Here is a 23,487-nt window from a genome sequence, read left to right on the forward strand (position 1 = left end):
CGACGGCACCGGCGGATCGGCCCAAAGTACGAGCGACTGTGGTCAGGACTCGCTGGCGAGCCGGGACGCCCGCCGGCTGATCGCGTTGACCTGGCGGCGTAGCTGGCGTACGGCGGCCTCGTCGTCGCCCTCGACCGCCGTGACATCGTCGAGCAGCCGAGCGTAGTCGCCGGCCAGCCGCAGGTACGCCGGGCGGACGTCGCCGCCCGAGCGTTCCGCGTACCGCTGGTCGAGGTCGATGATCTGCTGGGCGAGGGCGGCGGTGGCGGCGGTGAGCGTGGCCCGGGCGTCGGCCCGCTCGGTGCGGCGAACCTGCCGGGCGTCGGCGAGTCGGCCGGCCCGGCGGCCGATGAGCCAGAGCACCGTCGCTCCGGCCACCACGCCGCCGACCGCCGCGCCGGCCAGCAGGTACCGGGGCAGCGACGGGCTGATCGTCCGGGCGCCGTCGGGGACGATGCCGGCGCGGACCAGCCGGTCGTAGTTGAGCACGACCATCTTCACCGCCTCCACCGGCTGGTCGACGAAGGCGTCGGAACCCTGGCCGATCGTCGTCTCCACCACCATCGCCCGACCCAGGTCCCGATCGGTCTGCCGGGGGATGCGGGAGCAGCCGTACGTGTCCCAGTCGTCCTCGTTGCGGCTCATCGCCAGCACGACCGTGCCCGCTGCGGCGCGCTCGGTCTGCTGGCAGGCGGCCGGCAGGTCGTCTCCGGGCGCCATCAGCAGCACGACCAGCCGGCGGTTTCCGATGGCCCGCTCGGCGGCGGACCGGTCCAGCTCGACCCCGGGCGCGACGTACATCGACGAGGAACGGACCTCGCGGGCGATCGGGCCGTCGAAGATCCCGCCGGACCACAACGCCCACCCGGCCAGCGCCAGGCAGGCCAGCACGGCACGGCCGAAGCGGGTACCGAAGAGGTCGCCGAGCCAGCGACGCAGCGTGGCGATCACGAGAGCCTGCCCTGGAGGTAGTGGTCGGGCCGATAGCTGGCGATGCCCACGAGCCGGGCGGTCTCGTCCAGTTCGGTCGCCGCGTCGTCCAGCAGCCGGCCCACATGGGATGCGGGCAGGCCCTTGTCCAGCGCCGTTCGGGCGGCCTGGAGCTTGCCGATGCCCCGGGTCAGCGCCGGGTTGCTGCGGGCATCGGTGAGCAGCGACATTTCGACGGCGAGCGCGGTGAGGCCGGCCAGCCGGGCCGGGCGCGCCGCCTGCCGCCGGCCACCGCCCAGCACACCGGAGCGGTGCAGCGAGCGGACCGACAGCACCACGAAACCCGCCACGCAGGCCGCGAAGATCCAGGGCAGCGCCGGCAGCGCCACCCGCAGCGGGTCGAGCGGCCGGTACGGCAGCGGGCGGTCGAACAGACCCGCGTACCGGATGTCGGTGACCCGGCTCAGGTACGCGCCGAGCACGTTCTGCTGTGAATAGTCGTACCGGCTGAGCCGGTCACCGAACTGGGCGTAGAAGCTCGCCCCGGCCAGCTCCGCGAACTCCGGGGCGGCCGGACCGTGGTACTCGATCCACTCGCCGTACATCACCAGGATCGGGCGGTCCGGGGCGAGCCGGGCCAACGCCGGCCCGTACGCGGGCAGCGGTTCGCCGTACGGCTGGGCGGGCAGCGCGACGTACCACGCCCCATCGGGAAAGGCGGACCGGCTGACCTCCTCGGACACTCGGGTAAGGGTGGCACCGGGGCCGCTGTGCAGCCCGTCGGCGCGCAGATCGGCAAGCACGGTGGTCAGCTCTGCCGTGGACGGTTCGCGCCAGCTCGGAGAGTCCCGGCCGGGCGGGGCCGGTACGTCGCGCAGCTTGGAGATCATGGTGACCAGTTGGCCGGTCACGTCGCGGCTGGCGAACTGGGCCCGCCAACCGTCGAGGCGGTCCGGGGTCGCCAGGTACGCGCCGCCGCCGACCTGGGTGCCGATCACCCGTACGGTGGCGTTCTCGACCGCCCGAACCCGCTTGCGTTCGGCCTCGTCGAGGCCGGGCGGAGCGACCAGGATCCGGATGTCGTCGTCGCCGATCGCCGCCCGGACCCGCTGCTCGTCCCAGCGGGCCACGGCACCGGGCAGCCGGACCACCGGGTCGGCGGCCACCAGCGCGGTCATCTCCTCCGTCGAGGGCACCGTGGCGTCGCTCAACTCCCCGGCCGAGCCCTCCTCGATCCGGGCCGCCGGTGCCGGCGACTGGCCGTAGCTGACGTCGATGCTCTGCCGCTGGGCGAGCAGGAAGACCACCAGGACGATCGCGGCCACACCGAGCAGCGCCCATCGCAGCAGGTCGACGCGACGTACCCGGCCCCTCATGACCCGGCCCGCCACAACTCGTCGGCGCGGCGCGCGTGCTCGGCCGCCGCGCGGGCCGCTGCCGCGCCGCCCCGCTCGGCGGCGAGCAGTTCGGCGCGGGCCAGCAGGCGCTCGGCCTCGGCCACCCGTACCGGGGTCGCGTCCCGGCTGACCGTGGCGCTGTCGATCGCCGCCCGCGCGGTCGACCAGGCCACCCGGGTCTCTTCGAGGCGGGCGCGGCGGCGGGGCAACAACGTGGTGACGAGGCCGGCGGCGACCAGCAGCACACCGCCGGCCAGCCAGCTGAGCAGGGATGGTGACATGCGCTCCCGCCGTCCGAGGAAGATCCGGTACGGCTAACTGTCTAGTCGAACAATGCCAGTCCCCGCACCTCACCCCCCTGGCGGTCAAGCGCGCAGTCCGTCGGTCAGCCCTTGACGGCTCCGGTCAGGCCGCCGACGATCCGTCGCTGGAACAGGCTGAAGAACAGCAGCGCCGGGATCATCGACAGCGAGGTGAACGCCAGCACCTTGGCCGTGTCGACCGAGTACTGCGACGCGAAGGCCTGCACGCCGAGAGGCAGCGTGAAGGTCTCCTCCCGGTTCAGGATGAACAGCGGCAGCAGGTAGCCGTTCCAGCTCTGGATGAAGGTCAGGATGCCCACGGTGATGACTCCCGGCATGGCCAGCGGAAGCACCATCCGCCAGAAGAAACCCAGTCGGCCGCAGCCGTCGATCGAGGCCGCCTCCTGGATCTCGTCGGGGATGGCCCGTACGAACGGCACCAGGATGATGATGGTCATCGGGATGCCGAAGCCGATCTGCGGGAGGATCACCCCCGGCAGCGTGTTCATCAGGCCGAGGTTCTTGACCAGGATGTACAGCGGGGTGATCGCCACGGTCAGCGGAAACATCAGGCCGGCGGCGAAGAGCGAATACATCGCCCCCCGCCCCCGGAACCGGTACCGCGCGATGATGAAGCTGGTCATCAGGCCGAGGGTGACCACGCCCGCGGTGGTGCACAGGGCGACGAGCGTGGAGTTGAACACCTGACGCCAGAACGTCCCGCCGGTCAGCACGTCGAGGTAGTTCTCGACCCGCCACGGGCTGGGCCAGCCGGCGGGGTCGGTGGTGATCTGCGCGTTGGTGCGGAAGCCACCGAGGATGATGTAGACCACCGGGGCCAGCATCATCCCGATGAGCAGCAACGCGACGAAGTAGACGGACGGGTCTCCCCACGCCAGTCGCTGGCGGGATCGCCTCGCCCGGCGCCCGAAGACGGCGGTGGCGGCCATCAGCTCCTCCCTCCGGTGATCGCGCCCTCGGTGTCCCGGCGCAGGATGAACCGCTGGTAGAACAGGGCGGCGACGAGGGAGATGAAGAAGAGGACCACGGCGACCGCGTTGCCGTACCCGTACTCGCCCGCGTTCCGCCCGTTGGCCACCATGTAGGTGGCCATCGTCGACGTGCCGGCCGTCGCCGCCACGTACTGGCCCCAGATGATGTAGACCAGGTCGAACAGTTGCAGGGCGCCGATCATCGACAGGAAGGCCCAGATGCGGATCGTCGGGCCGAGCAGCGGCAGCGTGATGCGCCGCTGGATCTGCCAGTACGACGCCCCGTCGATCGCCGCAGCCTCCGTCAGCTCGTCCGGGATGCCCTGTAGCCCGGCCAGGAAGAGGATCACGGCGAAGCCGATGTACTTCCAGGTGAGGATGCCCATCAGCGTCCAGATCGCGATCTTCGGATCGGAGAGCCAGTCGGCTTGCAGCCAGCCCAGCCCGATCCTCCCGAGGACGGCGTTGACGACGCCGTCGCCGTGCAGCATCAGGCTCCAGCCGGTACCGACGACCACCTCGGAGATCACGTACGGGATGAAGACGAGCACCCGGATGAGCGTCTGCCCCCGGATCTGCCGGTTCAGCAGCAGCGCGAGCAGGATCGCCGCCGGCCCCTGGAGCAGCAGTGACAGCACCACGATCACGCCGTTGTGTCGCAGGGCGTCGACGAACGTGCCGTCCTCGAAGATGAGCAGGTAGTTGCGGAAGCCGACGAAGTCCTGGGGTGGCCCGTACCCCTGCCAGCTGTAGAAGCCGTAGTACGCGGCCATGGCTACGGGAAGGATCACGAAGGACAGGAACACGAGGAGTGTCGGCCCTGTCATCAGCGCGATCTCCAGCCGGGCCGGCCAGCCGATGCCCTTGCGTCGACGGGCCCGAGGCGGGGGCGACACGACGGGCGTGTCACCCCCGACCTCCGTCAGACCCGGCGACGGGTCCGGCGCGAGCCGTACGGTCTCGGGTTGCGTGTCAGACATGGCGGTTGAGCTACTGCGCCCTCTTGGCGGCGGTCTTGACCGCGTCGACGATGCCCTGCGGGTCGCCCTTGCCGGCCAGCATGTTCACCACTGCGGTGTTCAGGGCGTTGCCGACGTTCTGCCCGTAGACCGTGTCGAGCCACTGCGAGACGAACGGCGCCTCGTTGTACGCCGCGAGCACGGACTTCAGGTGCGGCTCCTCGACGGCGGCCTGCGCCTCGCTGTTCACCGGTGGCGCCTTGAAAGCGACGTAGTAGGCCTGCTGCACGTCGGTCTTCGCGATGTAGTTGAGGAAGGCGGTGCACTCCGCCTTGGGGGCCTGGGCCGAGCAGGAGTAGCCGTCGACACCGCCGAGGATCGCGCCGGGCTGGCCCGCGCCGCCGTCGACGCTGGGGAAGGGGAACCAGTCCAGGTCGGGCAGCGGCTTCTTGTCCGGGGTCAGGTCGGCGATGACGCCGGGGTTCCAGGCGCCCATCAGCTCCATCGCCGCCTTGCGGTTGGCGAGCAGGCCGGCGGAGCTGCCGGCGCCCTGCTGCGCCGAGGTGGTCAGGAAGCCGTTGTTGAACGGCTGCGTCGCGGCGAAGTTCTGCACGTCCTGACCGGCCTTGAGCCAGCAGGGGTCGTCGAAGTTCATCGTCTGACCGGCCTGGGTGATCGTCTCCGAGCTGCACTCGCGCAGCGCGAAGAAGTAGTAGTAGAAGGCGGCCGGCCAGGCGTCCTTCGCACCGAGGGCGATCGGCTGCACGCCCGCCGCCTTCAGCTTCGCCACGGCGGCCTGGAGGTCGGCGAGCGTGGCCGGCGGCTGGGTGATGCCCGCCCTGGCGAACAGATCCTTGCTGTAGAAGAAGCCGCCGGGCAGGACCGCGACCGGCATCGCGTAGACCTTGCCGTCGATCGTCTGCGCGGTGAACGATCCCTCCGAGATCACCTGCCTGGTCGCGTCGGCGATCGAGTCGGTGATGTCGAGCAGTTGGCCGGCCTTGACCATCGCGGCCATCTTGCCGCCGCCGCGCTGCATGAAGATGTCGGGGGCGTCACCGGAGTTGAGAGCGGTCTGGAGCTTGCCGTCCAGGTCCTCGTTCTGGATGGACTGGATCTCGATCTTCACGTTCGAGTTGGCGGCCTCGAAGTCGGCGACGGTCTTCGCCCAGAAGGCCTTGCCCTCGCCGGTGGTGGCGTTGTGCCAGAAGCTCATGGTGACCTTGCCGTCGCTGCCGCGGTTCGCCGAGTCGTCGGCACCGCAGGCGGCTGTGCCCAGCACGCCGGTCGCCAGCGCTACCGATACCGCAAGTAGTTTTCTCGCCCTCATCAGACTTCCTCTCCTGCCGAGACTGTCCACCTGAAGCTCTCCAGCGAACGGAGCTGCCGACCAGGGCATTCATCGAGGGAGGACGGAGAGCTTCCCTTGTCGACAGGCGCTGGTCCGGGCTCGGCTCGCGGCCGTATCGCATCGCGGTCGACCGGAAGGACCGGGCCACCGACGGCCAAAACAGTCGCAGACCGAACCGAAAAAAACAAGACACGTTTCCGAAACTTCCACCCGAATGATCGGGCAGGTTGGCGGCGATCGAGGGGGCGACGTGGACATGCAGCCGCCCAATTTAGACGGTTATATCCGCAAATCTGGGTGATTCGATTTCGGAAAAACTCCCGGTAAGCGTTGCTCGGGCCGTGCCGGGTGCCCGGTCAGCCCAGAGAGCTGGCGATCGCGACGGCTTCGGCCCTGGTCAGCTCGCCCTCCAGCCGGTAGGTCACCCCCTGGTCTTCCCAGATCAGGGTGGCGGCGGCGAGCCGGGCGCTCTCCTGCCGGACCGTGCCGGCGCGATCCACGTACGACACCGGATGCGGTGCGGAAAACCAGATCGCCGATGCCGCACCGACCTGCGTCCACTCCGGACCGATGCCGGCGAGCTGCTTGAAGAAGACCGGGTCGAGCCGACCGTCGAAGGCGTCCAGGCGTACGGTGCCGTCGCGGTAGAGCAGGCTCGCCACCCGGTGACCGCCGGTGCCGTCCGGATCGGCCACCAGCACCCGCTCGGGCGGGCCCAGTGCCGCCGGCACCCGGATCGGGAATCGGACCGCGTGCTGCGCCTCGTCCAGCCCGGTCGGCCGCTGGCCGGGCAGCGGCGCGGGGACGCCGGTCGGCAGCACCGGCGGGCCAGATGTGCTGATGGTGATCCCGGCGAAGCGCAGCAGCCCGGTGACCGCGTCGGCGACGGCGGCCCGGCCGGGCGGCAGCAGCGCGACGAGCAGCGCGGCCAACCCCGCGGCCACCGCGTACCGCCATCGTCGTCGGCGGTCGCCGGTGACCGGGCGGGACGGGGCGGCGATCCGGGCGCGCACCTGGGCCGTGACGTCGGGCGGCTCGGGGGTGGCCAGCCACCCGGAGAGTTCGCGCAGCTCCCGCTCCAGGTCATCCATGGCTGACCTCTTCGACGTCGAGCAGGCTACGCAGCTTCACCAGCGCCCGGGAGGTCCGGGACTTGACCGTACCCCGGGGCCAGCCGAGCATCGCGACGGTCTCGTCCTCGCTGAGGTCGAGGAAGTACCGGCAGACGATCACCTCCCGGTCCCGGGCCGGAAGCAACCGCAGCGCCCGCACCAGCGCCGTCCGGCGCTCCCCGGCGAGGACCCCGCCGACCGCAGAGTCCTCGCCGACCTCGGAACCCGGGGCCACCCGGGCGGCCCGCAGCGCCAGGCCGTGCCGTCGGTCCCGGGACCGGTGCAGGTTGCGGGTCTCGTTCGCCACGATCGCCAACAGCCAGGAGCGGAACGAGGAGTCCCCGCGATAACGGGACAACTTCCGGTAGCCCTTCACGAACGCCTCCTGGATGACGTCCTCCGCGTCCGAGCCCGCGCCGAGCAGCACCGCGGTCCGGTACGCGGACGCGGTGTGCCGGGCGACCAGGGACTCGTACGCCACCAGGTCGCCGGCCTGAGCTCGGCTGACGAACTCCTCGTCGTCCAGGGGAACCTCCGGTGCGATCACTGTCATGACACCGCCGACGCCGTGCCGGTTCCACTTTCGCCGGAAGCAACCTCGGCGGGGTGCGGCGTTGTCACCGGGCATGTCTCGCGGGACGGAACCTCGACGGATGCGGCGGTGTCACCCGGGCATGAATCCGAAGCGCACGACCTCCCGCCGTACCCTGCTGACCGCCCTGGCCGGCGCGGGCGCCGCCGCGCTTGCCGGTTGCGATCCGGTTCGTCGCCCGGCGGCCCGGACCGACGCCGTCCCGATCCCGGACCCACTGTTGATCGAGTTCGACGGCGCGCTCGGCGTGCTGCGCGGCACCGACCGGCAGAAGATCCGGGCGGCGGTCGCCACCGCCGACGGTCGGCTGATCCACGCCAGCGAACCCGACGGCGCCGACACCGCCCTGTGGCGCGTCGACGCCGCCAGCGGCACCGCCGGCGACCGGGTGCGGCTGCCCGGCCACTGGGTGCCGCAGACCGTCTCTGCCGACGGGACGATGGTGGCGCTGACCACCGAGGAGGTCAGCGTCACCGAGGAACGCCCGGACGGGCGGGACAGCACCGCCGTGCTGATCGTCAACGCCGACGGCGTCGGGCGGCGGCTGGACCTGCCGGGCAACTTCGTCCCGGAGGCGTTCACCAGCGACCACAGCGGGCTCTTCGTGCTGGAGTGGCTGCCGCCGAACGCGCCGGACCGTTACCGGGTCCGCCTGGTCGACCTCGCCACCGGGAGCGCCGGCCCGCTCCTCACCCGACTGAAGGCACCGATCCCGCCCGGTGCCGAGGAGGAGATGCGCGGCGACGGGCGACAGGCGGTGCTCGACCAGGACCGCGCCGTGCTCTACACGCTCTACACCCACCAGCCCGACCACCGGCACACCCGGGACCGGATCAGCGGGCGGGCCGGCAGCGACGTGCACGCCTTCGTGCACACCCTGCACCTGGAGCAGCGCTGGGCGTACTGCGTCGACCTGCCGCACCCGTTCGGCGAGGGCCCGGCCGAGGGACACGCGATGGCGATCACCCCGGACGGCAGCCGACTCTACGTCGTCGACGTCACCTCCGGTCGCGTCGCGGAGATCTCCACCGAGGAACTGACCGTACGCCGTACCGCGACCTTCGTCGCCGCCACCGGATCCGCGTACGCGGTGGCCGGTGCCGACCGGCTCTTCGTTGCTGCCGGCCCGGCCGTGTGGAGCGCCGGCCTCGAAAAACTCGGCACCGCTGCCGAGTGGTCGGTGGTCGACCCGGTCTGCGGCCTCGCCCTCAGCCCCGCCGCCGACCGGCTCTACGTCGGCCAGCGGGCGGCGGTGAGTTGGCACGACCCGGCGGCCACCGGCGGCGAACTCGGGCGGGTCACGGTGCCGGGTCTGGTCGGGTTGCGCGGCCCGGCCCGGTCGCTCTGATCGCCGCCACGCGGCGGACTCGCTCGCGCTACCCACCGTGAACGTGCTGGAACTACCGAGCGTGAGCGCGCCGACGCGCCGGAACGAGCAAAAGGTCCGACCCGTCCGATCGGGGTGAGCAGGGACGTCGTACGTTGGGCGGAGCGAGGAGCGGAATCGGCGGACGTTGGGGCTCCTGATGCCGGAGTGACTCTGGTACGAAAGTGGGAGCATCCGGCGGACCGACGGAGCGCCGTGACCGTCAGCTCCGGCCGCACCGGACGCCCGAGAACGCAGTCACCGATCCCGAACGAGAGGACAGCCCATGACCCCTGCTGTGGCCACCGCCGACAACCTCGGCCGCGCGCTCGACGACATCGTCGACCGGGTACCGGGTGCCCAGTTCGCGGTGGTGCTCTCGCCCGACGGGATCCTGCTGGGAGCGTCCCGCGACATCGACGACGAACTCGCCACGCAGCTGTCCAGCATGGTCTGCGGCCTCCAGTCGCTCGGCCTGGCCGCCGCCCGGGTCTGCGGGGACGGCGAGTTGCACCAGGTCGTGGTGCAGATGTCGCGGGCGTTCCTGTTCCACGCCACGACCGGCAACGGCGCGATCCTCGCCGTCGGCATCGACGGTGACGCCGAGGTCGGTGACATGGCCTACGAGGTGGCCATGTTCTGCGCGCAGGCCGGACATCATCTCCCGGTGTACCTGGAACCGGCGATCTTGTAGGCCCGGTCCCGGCTGGTGCTATCCGTCGTACGGCGGCGTCGGGTCGGCCACCTGCCACAGCTCGGCGGGCAACTGCGCGATGACGTCGTCGTAGTCGCCCGCCCCGATGGCGTCGCGGATGGTGTCGAAAACCGCCCGGATGCCAGCTTCGGCCAGGTCCGGCTCAACGTCCGCCCGGCCGCCGACCCGCTGCACGAACACGTCGAGTCCGAACGGTTCGGCGGTCTCGCCGGGAGCGAAGGTGTACGCCCGCAGCGCCTCCGGCAGCCGGTCGGCGAGGTCCCGTGCCTCGCCGCCGTCGATCCGTTCGGCCAGGGTGGTCAGCGTGGCCCGCGCGATGGCGGTGGCCTGCTCGGCTGACGCGCCCGTGCGGTTCGCCACGGAATCGATGAACTGGTTGTCGTCCACCTCGCCGGCCTCCTTCTCGCCACGGATGGTGCGTCTACCCGTGCCGGGCCCCGCCAAACGACCGACCTCGGGGAGGCGACGATTTCCGGAAGTACCTTGACGCATTCGAGGGGATCATTACGATCTGCGCAATGCGACGGTATCGCCGGCGGTGCCCGTGACCATGCCCGTTTCCGACGCGCATCCGGCCTGGCTGCCGCCGGTGGCGTTTCGCGCCGTCGGCTCCCGGCACACAGTCGTCCTCGGCGCCGGGACGCTCGTCGACACGGTGTTCGGGGAGGTCGAGCGGGCCTGCGCCGAACACGGCGGCACCGTCCGGCGGGCGGCCGACCCACCCGGCGGCCCCCCGGCCGAGCTGGTGCTCGCGCTGACCCCGCACAGCGATCTTGACGCCGTGCGGGCGTGGAATCCCGGCGGGTTTGCTGGGGCGGCACACGCCGAACTCGTCGCCGCCGACGTCGGGCCGCTCGGTGCCGAGGGCTTCGCGCTGGCTCGTACCGGCGGGGTCACGGTGGTGCTGGCCGACGCGCCCGCCGGGCTCCTCTACGGACTGTTCGAGGTGGTCCGGATCGGAGCGGCGGCGTTCGGTCCGCCGCACCCGGTGCGGGTACACCGCCCCGCGCTGCCTCGGCGGATGCTGAACCACTGGGACAACATCGACGTGCATCCGGTGATGGGGCAGGTCGAGCGCGGGTACGCCGGTGGGTCGATCTTCTGGCGGCACGGCCGACCCCGACGCGACCGGGCCCGGCTGCGGGCGTACGCGCGACTGCTGGCCGCGTGCGGGATCAACGCGGTGGCGGTGAACAACGTAAACGTGCACGCCACCGAGGCGCGGCTGCTCACCGAGCGGCTCGACGAGGTCGCCGAGATCGCCGACGAACTGCGGCCGTACGGCATCCGGGTGCACCTGGCGGTCACCTTCGCCGCGCCCGTCGTCCTCGCCGGCCTGCCCACCGCCGACCCGCTCGACGAGGCGGTACGCGGCTGGTGGGCGGAGACCACACGGCGGGTGTACGCCCGGATCCCGGATTTCGGCGGCTACCTGGTCAAGGCCGACTCGGAGGGCCAGCCGGGGCCGTTCAGCTACGGCCGGGACCACGCCGACGGGGCGAACCTGCTGGCCGAGGCGCTGGCACCGCACGGCGGTGTGGTGCACTGGCGAGCCTTCGTCTACAACCACCGGCAGGACTGGCGGGACCGCTCGACGGACCGGGCCCGAGCCGCCTACGACCACTTCGCCCCGCTCGACGGCCGGTTCCGGGACAACGTGATCGTGCAGGTCAAGTACGGTCCGATCGACTTCCAGCCGCGCGAGCCGGTCTCCCCGGTGATCGCCGCGATGCCCGGCACCCGGCTGGCTGTGGAGTTCCAGGTGACCCAGGAGTACACCGGTCAGCAGCGGCACGTCTGCCACCTGGCCCCCTGGTGGAGCGAGGTGCTGCGGTTCACGCCCTGGGGTGACGGTGACCGGACGGTCGCCGAGGTGACCGCCGACCTGGTCGCGGTCTCGAACGTGGGCGACGACCGGTTCTGGACCGGGCACCCGCTGGCCCAGGCCAACCTGTACGCCTTCGGCCGGCTCGCCTGGGACCCCCGGCTGCGCCCGGAGGCGGTGCTCGACGAGTGGATCGACCTGACCTTCGACCCGGCGGCGTCGCCCGATCCCGACCTGCTGCGGGCCACCCTGCACCAGGTCATGGACGACTCGTGGCGCAGCTACGAGCGGTACACCGCCCCGCTGGGCGTGGGCTTCATGGTCCGCCCCGGCCACCACTACGGCCCCGACGTGGACGGGTACGAGTACACGCCGTGGGGCACGTACCATTTCGCCGACCGCGACGGGGTGGGCGTGGACCGCACCCGGGCCACCGGCACCGGCTTCACCGGCCAGTACCCGTCGCCGTGGGCCGAGATCTACGAGTCGCTCGACCGGTGCCCCGACGAGCTGCTGCTCTTCTTCCACCACGTGCCCTACGACCACGTGCTGCACAGCGGCAGCACCGTCATCCAGCACATCTACGACACCCACTTCACCGGCGTACGGGAGGTCGAGCAGATGGCTGCTCACTGGCAGCGCCTCGCCGACCTGATCGACCCGGCCGTGCACACCCGGGTCGCCGAGCTGCTCACCGAGCAACTCCGCAGTGCCCGCGAGTGGTGCGACCAGATCAACGCCTACTTCCACCGCAAGTCCGGCATCCCCGACGCCCACGGCCGCCCCCTGCACTGACAGGTGAAAGGAAGGGCCCCTTGTTAACGCCTGGTGTAGTAAAGGGGCCCCTGCTTAACACTTGAGGAGCGCGCAGAGGGGCGCGTGCGAGGAAAGGTGCGACGTGGGCGCGAATCGACCGGAAGACCCGACCGAACGGCAGCGGCGGGTCTGGGACCGCACGGCCGGCAGCTACGACCGGCAGATCGGCTTCGCCGAACGGCACCTGCTCACCGGCGCCAGGGAATGGCTCGGTGCCCGCGCCCGGGGCCGGATCCTCGAAGTCGCCATCGGCACCGGCCGCAGCCTGCCCCACTATCCGGCGGACGCCGACCTCACCGGCATCGAGCTCAGCGCGGAGATGCTCGCCATCGCCCGACGCCGCGCCGCCGACCTCGGCCGCCCCGCCGACCTGCGCGAAGGAGACGCGCAGCGGCTTCCGTTCCCCGACGCGACCTTCGACACCGCCGTCTGCGCACTGTCCCTGTGCACCATCCCGGACCCGGCCGCGGCGCTCGCCGAGATGGCCCGGGTTCTCGTCCCGGGCGGACAACTGCTCCTGCTCGACCACGTCGGCAGCACCTGGCCGCCGGTGTACGCCCTGCAATGGCTCGTCGAGCGGCTCACCATCCGCACCGCCGGAGAGCATTTCACCCGCCGTTCGCTACCACTCGTACGGGCCGCAGGCTTCCACCTCGTCGAGACCGAACGGTCCAAGGCGGGCATGATCGAGCGCATCCACGCCACGAAGCCCAGCTAGCGCACCACGGCCACGGCCGGGTGGCGAAGGGCACGTCGCGCCGAGGGACGGCCTGGATCCGCCGGCCCCGCCCATCGGGCGGCTCTTGGGCGTACGTGTACTTCTGCTGGCCGTGCTGCCCACCACGCCAGCCCTCCGCAACCCCCGGGACCCTATTGCCGGTCTCCTTAAGAAAAGACGTGACCGAATACTACTTCGGGCGAGCGGGAATCGTTCTGGCGCGAGATAATTAACGTATGCGGCAGCTGCAGTTGTTCACCACCGCCGAGGTGGCAAGAATGCGGGACAGGAGGTCTTCCCGCAACTACTGCCCGAGTCGTGACGAATTTCGCCGCACCCACGAACGACACCGCGCCTGGGGTCTGGCTCGTCGCCATGCCGACCGTTTGCGGCAAGCTCGAACGCGGTCTTCCAGTCGGCTGCCGTCGCGCGCGACCGGGCGGGCCGATTCCCAGCCGGGCCGTGAGCGCGTTGTCCCGGGCTGTTCCCCGGTGACCATTGCGCCCGAGCAGCACCAGCGCCCAACCGTGGGCTCGTTGGTGAGTTCACGGAATCGAAACCACGGTAGCTTTCCCGAAGGGGCAATTTCGTCGGTCCGCCAAAAACCGTCGGCGGGCGACGAGTCAGCTCGGGAATCAGAATCCACGCGGAGTCCGGGGCGGCACGAGGCGCAACAGAATTCGCCCGCAGGCATAGCGCTTCCGAAAAAACCACCTGAGCCGCGACCTGGGCCGCGACCTGGGCCGCGACCTGGGCCGCGACCTGGGGCGGCGCGAGCGTCGAGCATCTCCGTTTGCCGTAGCCCGTGGCGTTGGGCGGCAGGGTCGTGGCAGGGGCAGATCCCGGGTCCGGACGCCAGCCTGCGGCGTTGGGCAGCGGAAGTCTGGCTGCGGCCTTGGGCGGCGCGAGGGCCAGCCAGCAACGCTGGACAGCGAGGGTCAGCCAGTAGCCCCCGCGCTCGGCGACTACTGGCCCCAACTGGACGCCGCCGCGCAGATCGTCGGGCATCCTCGCCCGCCTCCTGCGACACTGGGCGGCGGGGCTTTGGCTGTTGTGGTGCTGGGCAGCGAGGGTCTGGCTGCGGCACTGGGCGGCGGGGATGTCGGATCAGGGCCGCGTATTCGATGCCGAGGTCCGGCCGGGACAGGCTGAGGGTGTGGCTGCCACGTCAGGTGGGCCGGGACAGGCTGAGGGTGTGGCTGCCACGTCAGGTGGGCCGGGACAGGCTGAGGGTGCGGCTGCCGCGGCCGGTGGGCCGGGACAGGCTGAGGGTGCGGCTGTCGCGTCAGGTGGGCCGGGACAGGCTGAGGGTGTGGCTGTCGCGGCCGGCGGGGCGCTTCGGCGGGTGTGGAGTTGGGGGAGTGCGGGTCAGGGGCGCGTTGTCTCGGTGGTCGGCTCGCGGGTCGGTTGGCGGGTCTGCTCGCGCAGCAGCATGACGCCGTGGCCGGCGAGGCGCAGTGGATGGCCACGCGTGGCCCGGGTGCCGGTGAGCAGGTCGACGCCGTCCATGGCGGCGGTCACCGTCACATGATCGGTGGCGTGGTTGAGCAGGAACAGCAGGCGGGTGCCGTCGGGAGTGACCCGTACGGCGGTTTCCAGGCCCGGCACGTCCGGGTACGGCCCGGTCAGGCGGTGGTGGTCCAGCACCTGGCGCAGCACCCAGGAAACACCGGGCTGGTCCAGCGCGGTGCCGACGTACCAACCGTGGCCGGTGCCGTACGCGTTGCGGGTGACGGCCGGGGTGCCGGCGTAGAAGTCGGCCCGGTAGCTGCCCACCACCTCCGCGCCCTGCGGGATGACCAGCTCGAAGAGCAGCCGGCCGGCGGCCTCGACCCGGTCGGCGCCGGTGCCCAGGTGGACCGGGTTGACCACGTCCGCGTCGCGGGCGTCCCACTCGTCGACCCGGACGCCGAGCAGCGGTCCCAGCGGGCCGGGCACGTCGGTCAGAAACGCGTTGCCGTCGACGTCCACCCTCCCGGAGAGGAACGTGGTGACCACCGACCCGCCGCGCTGGGCCACCCGGGCCAGCCGGTCGGCCAGATCGTCCTTGACCATGTGCAGCGCCGGGGCGACCACCACCTGGTAGCCGTCCAGATCCGCGCTTACCGGCAGCACGTCGACGTCCACCCCCGCCGCCCAGAGGGCGCGGTAGTAGGCGAGTACGACCTGCTGGTAGCGGACCAGCCGGGACGGGCCGTCGGAGATCTCCAGCGCCCACCAGCTGTCCCAGTCGAAGAGCAGCGCCACCCGGGCCGGGGTACGCGCGCCGAGCGTCACACCGCCGAGCCGAGCCAGCTCCGCGCCCAGCTCGGCGACCTCCTGGAAGACCCGGGTGTCGGCGCGCCCGGCGTGGCCGATCACCGCGCCGTGGTACTTCTCGCAGGCGCCTTTCGAGGCTCGTAGCTGGAAGAAAAGTACCGCGTCGGCGCCGTGCGCGATCGCCTGCCAACTCCACAGCCGCAGCACGCCGGGCCGTTTGAGCGGGTTGACGTCCCGGCACGCGGTGGTGCTCGGGGTCTGCTCCATCAGCCAGAACGGCTGGCCACCCTTGAGCCCGCGCATCAGGTCGTGGCCGAGCGCCATCCACTCGGGCGAGCTGTCGTCGGGCGGGTAGTTGTCCCAGGAGGCGAAGTCCAGGTAGTCGGCCCAGCGGTGGTAGTCGATCGGCCGGTACATGCCCATGAAGTTTGTGGTGACCGGCAGTTCGCTGGACTCCCGGATGGCCGCCTTCTCGTCGCGGAAGTTGGTGAGCATCGCCTCCGACATGAACCGCAGGTAGTCCAGGGTGATGCCCTGGAAGGCGGTGTGGTCCGGCCCGCGCCAGTGTTCGGTAAGCGCCGACGGCGGCTCGATCTCGGACCAGTCGGTGAAGGTGTGCGACCAGAAGGTGGTGTACCAGGCGCTGTTCAACGCCGCCAGGGTGCCGTATCGCTCGCGTAGCCAGACCCGGAAACCGGCCGCGCATAGTTCGCAGTAGCAGGCGCCGCCGTACTCGTTGCCGACGTGCCAGGCCACCACCGCCGGGTTGGCGGCGTACCGGCGGGCCACCCGGCGCGCCAGCTCGGTCGAGAGCCGGCGGAACACCGGCGAGCTGGGGCAGGAGTTGTGCCGCTGCCCGAACCGGTGCCGACGCCCCTCGAAGTCGACCCGGGTCACCTCGGGGTGGGCGCGGGCCAGCCACGCCGGGTGGGCGCCCGTGCCGGTGGCCAGGCAGATCATCCGGCCCCGTTCGGTGGCCCGCTGCACGATTCGGTCCAGCAGGGTGAAGTCGTACGTCTGGAGGGCTGGCTGGGTCAGCGCCCAGTCGAAGACGCCGAGGGTGACCGTGTCGATGGAGGCCAGTTCGAAGAGCTTGTCGTCCTCGGCCCACACCGGCTCGGGCCACTGCTCGGGGTTGTAGTCCCCGCCGAACGGCACCTTGGCCGTGACGGGCAGCCTCATCGGGTGAACTCCTTCCGGATGATTGTGGTCATCGGTCCGCCGCCCCGGATCAGCGCCAACGCCAGCACCGAACCCAACGCGGCGAGCGCCGCCTCCGAGGCGACCAGAGTGAGCGCCGTCGCCGCCGCCAGCAACAACGCGGTGCCGACCGCCACCTGAGGGGTACGCAGCACGAAGTACCCGGCCAGCCGGACGACGTCGCGCAGCCGGAACGTGAAGAGCGCGGTGATCACCAGCGCGTTGACCGCGACCACTGCCACCCCCACGCCGACCAGTACCAGGGGCACCGCCCACCAGCCGGGCAGCCCGGCCGCCGGCAGGTTGACCAGGTTCACCGCGATGACGGTCAACCACAGCAGCATCGGCACCCAGACCAGCAGCGACCCGACCAGGTTGGCCCGGTAGCCGCGCCAGAACAGCCGCGCCGGGCGCAGCTCGGTCAGATCGAGCCGCTGGTGGTGCAGCGCGTACAGCGCGGCGGCGAGCGCCGGACCGAGCGGCACCGCGCAGACGGCGACCAGCGGCAGGTTGCTCACGTGCCGTTCCAGCGCGAAGAGCGCGACCAGACCGGGGGCCGCGCAGAGCAACAGCAGCAGCTCGACCACGAGTAGCGTGTAGACCAGCGCGGCGACGCGGGACAGCGGCCCCGCGCCGAACTCCCGACGGGCGGCGGTCATGTGCATCCTCGTCCCTCTCGATCGGTGCCGGCTGCGGAGGTGGTGGCCGGTCCGGTCGCGCTGACTCGACCGGACCGGCCCGGCCTCAGCTGTGCTCCTCGCGGTAGCGCTCGTACGCCTTGTTTACCGTCTCCAGGTAGGCGTCCATGTTCTTGCTCTTCAACTCCGCCAGGTAGGCGTCCCACTGGGCGAGGTCGCGCTGCCCCAGGACGAACTGGAGCGTCGCCTGGTACACGTGGTCCTTCAGTGGGGTTTCCCAGAGCGACACCTGCTCGCGCTCCTCGTCGGTGAGCGGGTACGGCGGCGGCGGCGACTTCGGCGTACGGGCGTTCATCACCTGCTGGAACTCCTGCTCCTCGGCGGAGAAGAAGGCCTGCACCAGTTCGGGCTTGCCGCCGTAGGCGAAGACCCCGTTGGCGAAGCCGAAGTCCTTCTGGAGGTGCTTGGGCGCGCCCGGGTTGAGACCGATCATGTCGACGTCCGGCGCGAGACTGGCCTTGCCGGCGGCGTCCTTGACGTAGGTGGTGCCCTCCACGCCCCACCTGGCGAACTCCTGGCCCTCGTCGGAATACCAGAGCCAGTCGACGAACTGCATCATCGCCACGAAGTTCTTGCTGTCGCGGGCCTTCGAGGAGATCATCATGCCGTTCTCCAGCCGGCTGGCCGGGTTGATCTCACCGGCCGGGCCGATCGGCAGCGGGATCTTCGAGATCTTCGCCTTCGGGTTGGTCGCGGCCAGGTCCGGCCGGTAGTCGTTCACCACGGCCTGGGCGTTGGCGCCGATCACGAAGGATTTGCTGTTGGCGAGCTTCTGCCGGGCGAGGTCGTCGGTCTGGGTGAAGCTCTCCGGGTCGAGCAGCTTCTCGGCGACCAGCTTGTTGAGGTACTGCAACAGCTGCTTGTACTGCTCGGTGGCGCCGGTGTACTCGAACTCCTGCGCCTGCGCGTTCCAACTCACGTGCTGGAAGTTCCAGCCCGCGCCCTCCAGGCCGTACGACACGGCCAGCAGGTTGAGCAGGTTGCCGGCCGGGTTCGGCTGGCTCCACCGCTCGGAGAACGGGTAGACGTCCGGGTACTTCGCCTTCATCGCCTTGAGCATCTGGTAGACCTCGTCCCAGGTCTTCGGGATCTCCAGGTTCAGCTCGTCGAGGATGTCGGTGCGCACCGCAAGCGAGTAGTCGTGCCAGGGCTTCTCGTGCACGCCGGGCAGCAGGTAGAACTTGCCGTCCGCCTGGCGCAGCGTGTCCAGCTCAGGCTGAAGGTTCCACTTCTCAATCTTGTCCTTGAGGTTCGGCATCAGGTCGAGGTAGTCGCTTACCGGCAGGATCGCCCCCGACGAGACGTACGCGTGCACGTCCGGCGGGTACGTCTTCGGGATGAGCAACGGCGCGTCACCGGCGCCGATGAGCAGGCTGCGCTTCTGGTTGTAGTCGCTCAGCGGCACCGCGACCGGTTCCAGCGTGACGTTGGTCCGGGACGTCAGCTCCGACCAGAACAGCCAGTCGTTCTTAAGCGGGTAGTTCGGGTGGTTGTTGTAGAGGACGGAGAAGGAGATCGGCTCGGTGGCCTTGAACTGCGTACCGGCGGCGTAGTTGTCCATCGCACCGGCCCGGTTGTCCGACAGGTTCTCGGACGGGTCGTCGCTACAGGCGGTGACGCTGGTGAGGGCGAGCAGCGCGGCGGTGGCTGCCGCCGCGTGACGCCACGATCTGCGGAACATGGCGGGTCCTTTCGAATTCGGTGGTGGGGGGTGGTGTGCCCGTCTCAGCCCTTCACCGCGCCGAGCATGATGCCGCGGACGAAGTACCGCTGGACGAAGGGATAGACCAGCAGGATGGGCAGGGTGGTGAGCACGATCGTCACGGCCTTGAGCGTCGCCTCGGCCTGCACCTCGTTGGCCTCGGAGATGGCCCCGACGTTCTCCGCGCCGGTGGCACCGGCGATGAGGTTGCGCAGATAGACGGTGACCGGCCACAGCTCCTGCCGGTCCATGTAGAGGAAGGCCGCGAACCAGGAGTTCCAGAAGGAGACCGCGTAGAAGAGCACCATGGTGGCGACGATCGCCTTCGACAGCGGCAACACGATCCGCAGCAGGATGCCGTACGTGTTGAGGCCGTCCACCGCCGCGGCCTCCTCCAGGTCGCTCGGCAGGCTTTCGAAGAACGCCTTCATCACGAGCAGGTTGAACACGCTTATCGCGTTGGGCAGCGCGATGGCCCAGACGCTGTTCTTCAGCCCCAGGCTGGTGACCAGCACGTAGTTGGGGATCAGCCCGCCGGTGAAGAACATGGTGAACACCGCGATGCCGACCAACGCGCCGCGTCCCTTGAGCTGCTTCTTGGAGAGCACGTAGGCGTAGCAGGTGGTAAGCGTGATCGAGATGATCGTGGCGGTCACCGTGTAGAACACCGTGTTGCGGTAGTTCGTCCAAAACAGCGAGTCCGACAACAGCAACTGGTACGTGTCAAGCGTGAACCCGCGCGGCACGAGGTTCACCTCGCCGGCGATGATGTACGCCTCGTGACTCATCGAGCGGGCCACGATGTTGACGAACGGGTAGAGCGTCACCAGCACCACGAGGGTCAGGATGATCCCGTTCACCACCTGGAACGCCCGGTAGCCGCGGGTCTCCTGGATGCCGCGCCGCCGACGTGGGCGGGGGCTGCTCTCGGTGGGTTGCTCGGCGGCGTCGATGGTCACCACAGGCTCGTCCCCACGGTGCGTCGGGCGATCAGGTTCGCCGACAGGACCAGGATCAACCCGATCACCGCCTCGAACAGCCCGATCGCGGCGGCGTAACTGAAGTTGCTGGACGCGAAGCCCACCCGGAACAGGTACGTGGAGATGACGTCCGCCGTCGGGTAGGTGAGCGGGTTGTACAGCAGCAGGATCTTCTCGAACCCGACCGCCATGAAGGTGCCGATGTTGAGGATCAGCAGGGTCACCATTGTCGGCCGGATGCCCGGCAGCGTGACGTGCCAGGTCTGCCGCCACCGGTTGGCACCGTCGATGCGGGCCGCTTCGTAGAGGTTGTCGTCGATGGTGGTGAGCGCGGCGAGGTAGAGGATGGTGCCCCAGCCAACCGTCTGCCAGACCTCCGAGGAGACGTAGATGGTGCGGAACCACTCCGGCCGTTGCAGGAACGGGATCGGGTCCCCGCCGGCCGCGCCAACGAGCTGGTTGACCGTGCCGTCCACGGAGAGCAACTGCATGACCATGGCGGCCACGATCACGATGGACAGGAAGTGCGGCAGGTACGACACGGACTGCACGAGGCGCCTGAGCCGGCGGGCCCGTACCTCGTTGAGCAGCAGCGCCAGCACGATGGGCAGCGGGAAGCAGAAGAGCAGCGTCAACCCGCCCAGCACCAGGGTGTTGGTGAAGACGTTCCAGAACGTCGGGTCGGTCAGGAACATCTTGAAGTACCGCAGCCCAACCCAGTACTCGCCGAAGATGTTGCCGCCGGGCTGGAACCGGCGGAAGGCGATCACGTTGCCGAGCATCGGCAGGTACCGGAAGATCAGGAAGAAGAGCAGTGGCAGGATCGCCAGCGAGTAGAGCTGCCAGTCCCGCCGCAGCGCCCGGCGCCAGGTGTTGCGGGCGGCCCGTGGGGGAGCGGAGGGTGCAGCCGGCGGGTCCGCCGCCGGTGCGGACGAGGTAAGCGTCGTCGGGCTGCTCATCGGAGGTGCTCCGGGATCGGCTCGACGCTCACCCGGGAGACGAGCTGCCGGTGGTGACCGGTCTCGCGTTCGTCGCCCACCAGCCGCAGCGCCAGACTCGCCACGGTCTCGCCGCTGGAGCGGCCGAGCCGTAGCCACACGTCACCGGGCTCGATCACGCGCCGGCTCCGCACGCCGGTGAAGGAGGTGAGGTCGGCGGGGACCACGAAGGTGACCCGCGCCGCCGCGCCCGGTGCCACAGGCACCCGCGCGTAACCGATCAGGCGGACCACCGGTCGGGTGGTCTGCGCCACCGGGTCGTGCAGGTAGAGCTGTACCACCTCGGTGCCGGACCGGGCACCGGTGTTGCGGACCGTGATGCCGACCGTCACCTCACCGTCCACCGGCCAGTCGACCGGTCCACCTGTGGTGCCGGCCGAACCACCGATCACCTGGGCGTCGGACCACTCGAACGTGGTGTAGCTCAGGCCGTGGCCGAACGGGAACGCGGGCGTCGGGTCCACCGACGACACCCGGGTATGCTGGCCCAGCGGCGGGGCGAGGTAGGTGCCGGGCAGGCCACCGGCGTGCCGGGGCACGCTTACCGGCAGCCGCCCGGACGGGTTGACCTCGCCGGTGAGCACCTCGGCGAGTGCCTGGCCGCCGAGCTGGCCGGGGAAGAACGCCTGGACGATCGCTCCGGCGGTTTCCATCGCCGCGCCGAGCGCGTACGGACGGCCGGAGAGCACGACCAGCACCACAGGTGTCCCGGTGGCGAGCACCGCGCGTACCAGCTCGGCCTGGACCCCGGGCAGCTCAAGGTCGGCGGCGTCGCAGCCTTCGCCGGAGGTGCCCCGGCCGAACATGCCGGCCCGGTCGCCGACCGCGAGCACACAGACGTCGGCGCCCGTCGCGGCCTCGACGGCGGCGGCGATGCCGGAGGTGTCGTCCCCGGCGATGGCGGTGCCCGGTACGTGGGTGAGCCAAGGATGTCGCTGCTGCAAGGCGGCGCGCAGCGACGGGATCTCCACCCCGACCCCGTGCTCCGGATGGTGCACCCCGACGTGCAGCGGGAACGAGTAGCAGCCGAGCATGGCCATCGGGTCGTCCGCTACCGGACCGACCAGCGCGACGTGCCGGTCGGCGGCGAGCGGCAGCAGCCCGTCGCGGTTGCGCAGCAGCACCACGGACTGGCGGGCCAGCCGCAGCGCCGCCGCCCGGCTGCCGTCGTCGTCCAGCCGCACCTCGTCGAGGTCGGCGGGCGTCCCGCGCCATCCCTCGTCGAGCAGCCCCAGCTCGATCTTCTGGATCAACACCCGGCGCAGGGCCCGGTCGACAAGCGCCTCGTCGACGCTACCGGCGCGCACGGCGGCCACCAGCGGTGCACCGTAGGCGTCCACGGTGGGCAACTCCACGTCGATGCCGGCGCGCAGCGCCAGGCCGGCCGCCTCGCCGGCATCGGCGGCGACGCCGTGCAGGGTCTGTAGGAACCGCACCGCGAAGTAGTCGGCGACCAGCGTGCCGCTGAACCCCCACTGCTCGCGCAGCACCCGGGTCAGCAGCTGCTCGTCGGCGGCCACCGGCACGCCGTCGATCTCGGCGTACGAGTGCATCACCGACCGCGCGCCGCCCAGCCGCAGGGCCATCTCGAACGGGGGCAGGATCACGTCGGCGAGTTCCCGGGGGCCCATCGGCACCGGGGCCAGGTTCCGCCCGCCCCGGGAGGCCGAGTATCCGGCGAAGTGCTTGAGCGTGGCCACCACGCCGGACCGTTCCAGCCCGCGCACGTACGCCGCGCCGATCGTGCCGACCAGGTAGGGGTCCTCGCCGATCGTCTCCTCGGTACGTCCCCAGCGGTAGTCGCGGGTCACGTCGAGCACCGGTGCCAGCCCCTGGTGGACGCCGACGGCCCGCATGGTCCGGCCGATGCAGCCGGCCATCTCCTCCACCAGGGCGGGATCGAAGGCCGCGCCCCAGCTCAGCGGCGCGGGATGGACGGTGGCCCGCCAGGCGGCGAAGCCGGTCAGGCATTCCTCGTGGACCTGGGCCGGGATGCCGAACCGGCTGGCCGCCACGATCTGCGCCTGGGAGGCGGTCAGGGAGCGGGCACCGAGGGCCGGGTCGACGGGCGCGGTCCCGAACGGCCGGGTCAGCTGCCCCAGCCCGTGCCGGATCGCCTCCGGCCAGGGTGGGGTGTGTTCGACCATGTCGTTCTGGTGGGGCGCGACGCCCTCGCCGGAGGCGTCGGCGCCCACCCAGAGGCCGACCAGTTGGGCGGCCTTTTCCTCAAGCGACATCAGCGGGATGAGCGCATCGGCCCGTTCGTCGGGTCGCAGCGTCGGGTCACGCCATCGGTAGGCGTCCGGTGTGGCCAGTCGATCGTCGACGGGTAACTGACTTGTCATGCGGACCCCTCCGGCCGCGCCCGCGAGGTCGCCCCGGCGGCCCGTACCAGCCGCCGTGCGGCACGGCGGTTCTCGAAAATTTCGGAAACCAGTTCGACACCTGTGTCGGGAACCTAAAGGCGTTGATGAATCTGTGTCAAGGGCCGGAAAGACACTGTCCACGCGGGTGATGCCGAGCTGGTAAGCGATTGCCCGTAGCCTGGCCACCACCGCTTCGCCATTGACAGGTG

19 protein-coding genes are annotated in these 23,487 nt (G+C 70.6%); 4 read left to right on the forward strand and 15 right to left on the reverse strand.

The annotated features are described in order from the left end of the window. Positions 1 to 42: 42 nt before the first annotated feature. From AC507J_RS10110 to AC507J_RS10145, 8 genes are all read right to left on the reverse strand, one after another. On the reverse strand, positions 43 to 951 hold the full coding sequence (locus AC507J_RS10110) for a hypothetical protein (protein WP_496288837.1): 909 nt from the start codon (positions 949 to 951) through the stop codon (positions 43 to 45). After that, a complete protein-coding gene (locus AC507J_RS10115; protein ID WP_496288838.1) occupies positions 948 to 2,306 on the reverse strand; it encodes a hypothetical protein in 1,359 nt (452 codons plus the stop codon). Before AC507J_RS10115 ends, AC507J_RS10110 begins: the two co-directional genes overlap by 4 nt. Further along, positions 2,303 to 2,608 (reverse strand): DUF6403 family protein, encoded by a 306-nt coding sequence (locus tag AC507J_RS10120; protein WP_496288839.1) that lies wholly within the window; start codon positions 2,606 to 2,608, stop codon positions 2,303 to 2,305. Before AC507J_RS10120 ends, AC507J_RS10115 begins: the two co-directional genes overlap by 4 nt. A gap of 104 nt (positions 2,609 to 2,712) precedes the next feature. Then, positions 2,713 to 3,579 carry a carbohydrate ABC transporter permease gene (locus tag AC507J_RS10125; RefSeq protein ID WP_496288840.1) on the reverse strand — a complete coding sequence of 289 codons (867 nt, stop codon included), beginning with the start codon at positions 3,577 to 3,579 and terminating at the stop codon, positions 2,713 to 2,715. Then, positions 3,579 to 4,601: a carbohydrate ABC transporter permease gene (locus tag AC507J_RS10130; RefSeq protein WP_496288841.1), complete on the reverse strand. Its 1,023-nt coding sequence runs from the start codon at positions 4,599 to 4,601 to the stop codon at positions 3,579 to 3,581. The genes AC507J_RS10125 and AC507J_RS10130 overlap by 1 nt, the downstream gene beginning before the upstream one ends. Before the next feature lie 10 nt (positions 4,602 to 4,611). Further along, positions 4,612 to 5,910 (reverse strand): ABC transporter substrate-binding protein, encoded by a 1,299-nt coding sequence (locus AC507J_RS10135; RefSeq protein ID WP_496288842.1) that lies wholly within the window; start codon positions 5,908 to 5,910, stop codon positions 4,612 to 4,614. A 377-nt stretch (positions 5,911 to 6,287) separates the two neighbouring features. After that, positions 6,288 to 7,022, reverse strand: coding sequence for a hypothetical protein (locus AC507J_RS10140; RefSeq protein ID WP_496288843.1), 735 nt, complete (start codon positions 7,020 to 7,022; stop codon positions 6,288 to 6,290). After that, on the reverse strand, positions 7,015 to 7,596 hold the full coding sequence (locus AC507J_RS10145; protein WP_496288844.1) for an RNA polymerase sigma factor: 582 nt from the start codon (positions 7,594 to 7,596) through the stop codon (positions 7,015 to 7,017). Before AC507J_RS10145 ends, AC507J_RS10140 begins: the two co-directional genes overlap by 8 nt. A gap of 121 nt (positions 7,597 to 7,717) precedes the next feature. Between AC507J_RS10145 and AC507J_RS10150 the strand changes: the two genes are divergently transcribed. Together AC507J_RS10150 and AC507J_RS10155 are read left to right on the forward strand one after the other, a co-directional pair. Next, positions 7,718 to 8,983: a YncE family protein gene (locus AC507J_RS10150; RefSeq protein WP_496288845.1), complete on the forward strand. Its 1,266-nt coding sequence runs from the start codon at positions 7,718 to 7,720 to the stop codon at positions 8,981 to 8,983. Positions 8,984 to 9,287: 304 nt separating this feature from the next. Further along, positions 9,288 to 9,695, forward strand: a complete 408-nt coding sequence (locus tag AC507J_RS10155) for a roadblock/LC7 domain-containing protein (protein WP_496288846.1) — start codon at positions 9,288 to 9,290, stop codon at positions 9,693 to 9,695. Between the two features lie 18 nt (positions 9,696 to 9,713). Here the strand turns inward: AC507J_RS10155 and AC507J_RS10160 are convergent, their stop codons facing one another. Further along, entirely contained in the window at positions 9,714 to 10,103 is a 390-nt protein-coding gene (locus tag AC507J_RS10160; protein WP_496288847.1) for a DUF2267 domain-containing protein, read from the reverse strand. A gap of 163 nt (positions 10,104 to 10,266) precedes the next feature. Here AC507J_RS10160 and AC507J_RS10165 point away from each other — a divergent pair, with 163 nt between their 5' ends. Together AC507J_RS10165 and AC507J_RS10170 are read left to right on the forward strand one after the other, a co-directional pair. Then, entirely contained in the window at positions 10,267 to 12,336 is a 2,070-nt protein-coding gene (locus AC507J_RS10165; protein ID WP_496288848.1) for an alpha-glucuronidase, read from the forward strand. Between the two features lie 103 nt (positions 12,337 to 12,439). After that, the gene (locus tag AC507J_RS10170) at positions 12,440 to 13,075 is read left to right on the forward strand and encodes a class I SAM-dependent methyltransferase (RefSeq protein WP_496288849.1); all 636 of its coding nucleotides are present in this window, start codon (positions 12,440 to 12,442) and stop codon (positions 13,073 to 13,075) included. Between the two features lie 1,368 nt (positions 13,076 to 14,443). On the opposite strand, the gene AC507J_RS10175 is transcribed toward AC507J_RS10170, so the two are convergent. From AC507J_RS10175 to AC507J_RS10200, 6 genes are all read right to left on the reverse strand, one after another. Next, complete coding sequence (locus AC507J_RS10175; RefSeq protein ID WP_496288850.1) at positions 14,444 to 16,516, reverse strand: beta-galactosidase; 2,073 nt, start codon at positions 16,514 to 16,516, stop codon at positions 14,444 to 14,446. Next, complete coding sequence (locus AC507J_RS10180) at positions 16,513 to 17,193, reverse strand: DUF624 domain-containing protein (protein ID WP_496288851.1); 681 nt, start codon at positions 17,191 to 17,193, stop codon at positions 16,513 to 16,515. Before AC507J_RS10180 ends, AC507J_RS10175 begins: the two co-directional genes overlap by 4 nt. 85 nt (positions 17,194 to 17,278) lie before the next feature. Beyond that, entirely contained in the window at positions 17,279 to 18,913 is a 1,635-nt protein-coding gene (locus AC507J_RS10185; RefSeq protein WP_496288852.1) for an ABC transporter substrate-binding protein, read from the reverse strand. Positions 18,914 to 18,957: 44 nt separating this feature from the next. Further along, a complete protein-coding gene (locus AC507J_RS10190) occupies positions 18,958 to 19,893 on the reverse strand; it encodes a carbohydrate ABC transporter permease (RefSeq protein WP_496288853.1) in 936 nt (311 codons plus the stop codon). Beyond that, complete coding sequence (locus AC507J_RS10195) at positions 19,890 to 20,873, reverse strand: ABC transporter permease (RefSeq protein ID WP_496288854.1); 984 nt, start codon at positions 20,871 to 20,873, stop codon at positions 19,890 to 19,892. Before AC507J_RS10195 ends, AC507J_RS10190 begins: the two co-directional genes overlap by 4 nt. Continuing rightward, positions 20,870 to 23,257 carry a beta-xylosidase/alpha-l-arabinosidase gene (locus tag AC507J_RS10200; protein ID WP_496288855.1) on the reverse strand — a complete coding sequence of 796 codons (2,388 nt, stop codon included), beginning with the start codon at positions 23,255 to 23,257 and terminating at the stop codon, positions 20,870 to 20,872. The genes AC507J_RS10195 and AC507J_RS10200 overlap by 4 nt, the downstream gene beginning before the upstream one ends. Positions 23,258 to 23,487 lie beyond the last annotated feature (230 nt).

The sequence above is a fragment of the Micromonospora sp. PRAS1 genome, from assembly GCF_059553435.1.

Excerpts from the sequence above, each read along its gene's own strand:
- AC507J_RS10115 (WP_496288838.1), bottom strand. The coding sequence starts at position 2,306 with ATGAGGGGCCGGGTACGTCGCGTCGACCTGCTGCGATGGGCGCTGCTC.
- AC507J_RS10120 (WP_496288839.1), bottom strand. The coding sequence starts at position 2,608 with ATGTCACCATCCCTGCTCAGCTGGCTGGCCGGCGGTGTGCTGCTGGTC.
- AC507J_RS10125 (WP_496288840.1), bottom strand. The coding sequence starts at position 3,579 with ATGGCCGCCACCGCCGTCTTCGGGCGCCGGGCGAGGCGATCCCGCCAG.
- AC507J_RS10130 (WP_496288841.1), bottom strand. The coding sequence starts at position 4,601 with ATGTCTGACACGCAACCCGAGACCGTACGGCTCGCGCCGGACCCGTCG.
- AC507J_RS10135 (WP_496288842.1), bottom strand. The coding sequence starts at position 5,910 with ATGAGGGCGAGAAAACTACTTGCGGTATCGGTAGCGCTGGCGACCGGC.
- AC507J_RS10140 (WP_496288843.1), bottom strand. The coding sequence starts at position 7,022 with ATGGATGACCTGGAGCGGGAGCTGCGCGAACTCTCCGGGTGGCTGGCC.
- AC507J_RS10145 (WP_496288844.1), bottom strand. The coding sequence starts at position 7,596 with ATGACAGTGATCGCACCGGAGGTTCCCCTGGACGACGAGGAGTTCGTC.
- AC507J_RS10150 (WP_496288845.1), top strand. The coding sequence starts at position 7,718 with ATGAATCCGAAGCGCACGACCTCCCGCCGTACCCTGCTGACCGCCCTG.
- AC507J_RS10155 (WP_496288846.1), top strand. The coding sequence starts at position 9,288 with ATGACCCCTGCTGTGGCCACCGCCGACAACCTCGGCCGCGCGCTCGAC.
- AC507J_RS10165 (WP_496288848.1), top strand. The coding sequence starts at position 10,267 with ATGCCCGTTTCCGACGCGCATCCGGCCTGGCTGCCGCCGGTGGCGTTT.
- AC507J_RS10175 (WP_496288850.1), bottom strand. The coding sequence starts at position 16,516 with ATGAGGCTGCCCGTCACGGCCAAGGTGCCGTTCGGCGGGGACTACAAC.
- AC507J_RS10180 (WP_496288851.1), bottom strand. The coding sequence starts at position 17,193 with ATGACCGCCGCCCGTCGGGAGTTCGGCGCGGGGCCGCTGTCCCGCGTC.
- AC507J_RS10185 (WP_496288852.1), bottom strand. The coding sequence starts at position 18,913 with ATGTTCCGCAGATCGTGGCGTCACGCGGCGGCAGCCACCGCCGCGCTG.
- AC507J_RS10195 (WP_496288854.1), bottom strand. The coding sequence starts at position 20,873 with ATGAGCAGCCCGACGACGCTTACCTCGTCCGCACCGGCGGCGGACCCG.
- AC507J_RS10200 (WP_496288855.1), bottom strand. The coding sequence starts at position 23,257 with ATGACAAGTCAGTTACCCGTCGACGATCGACTGGCCACACCGGACGCC.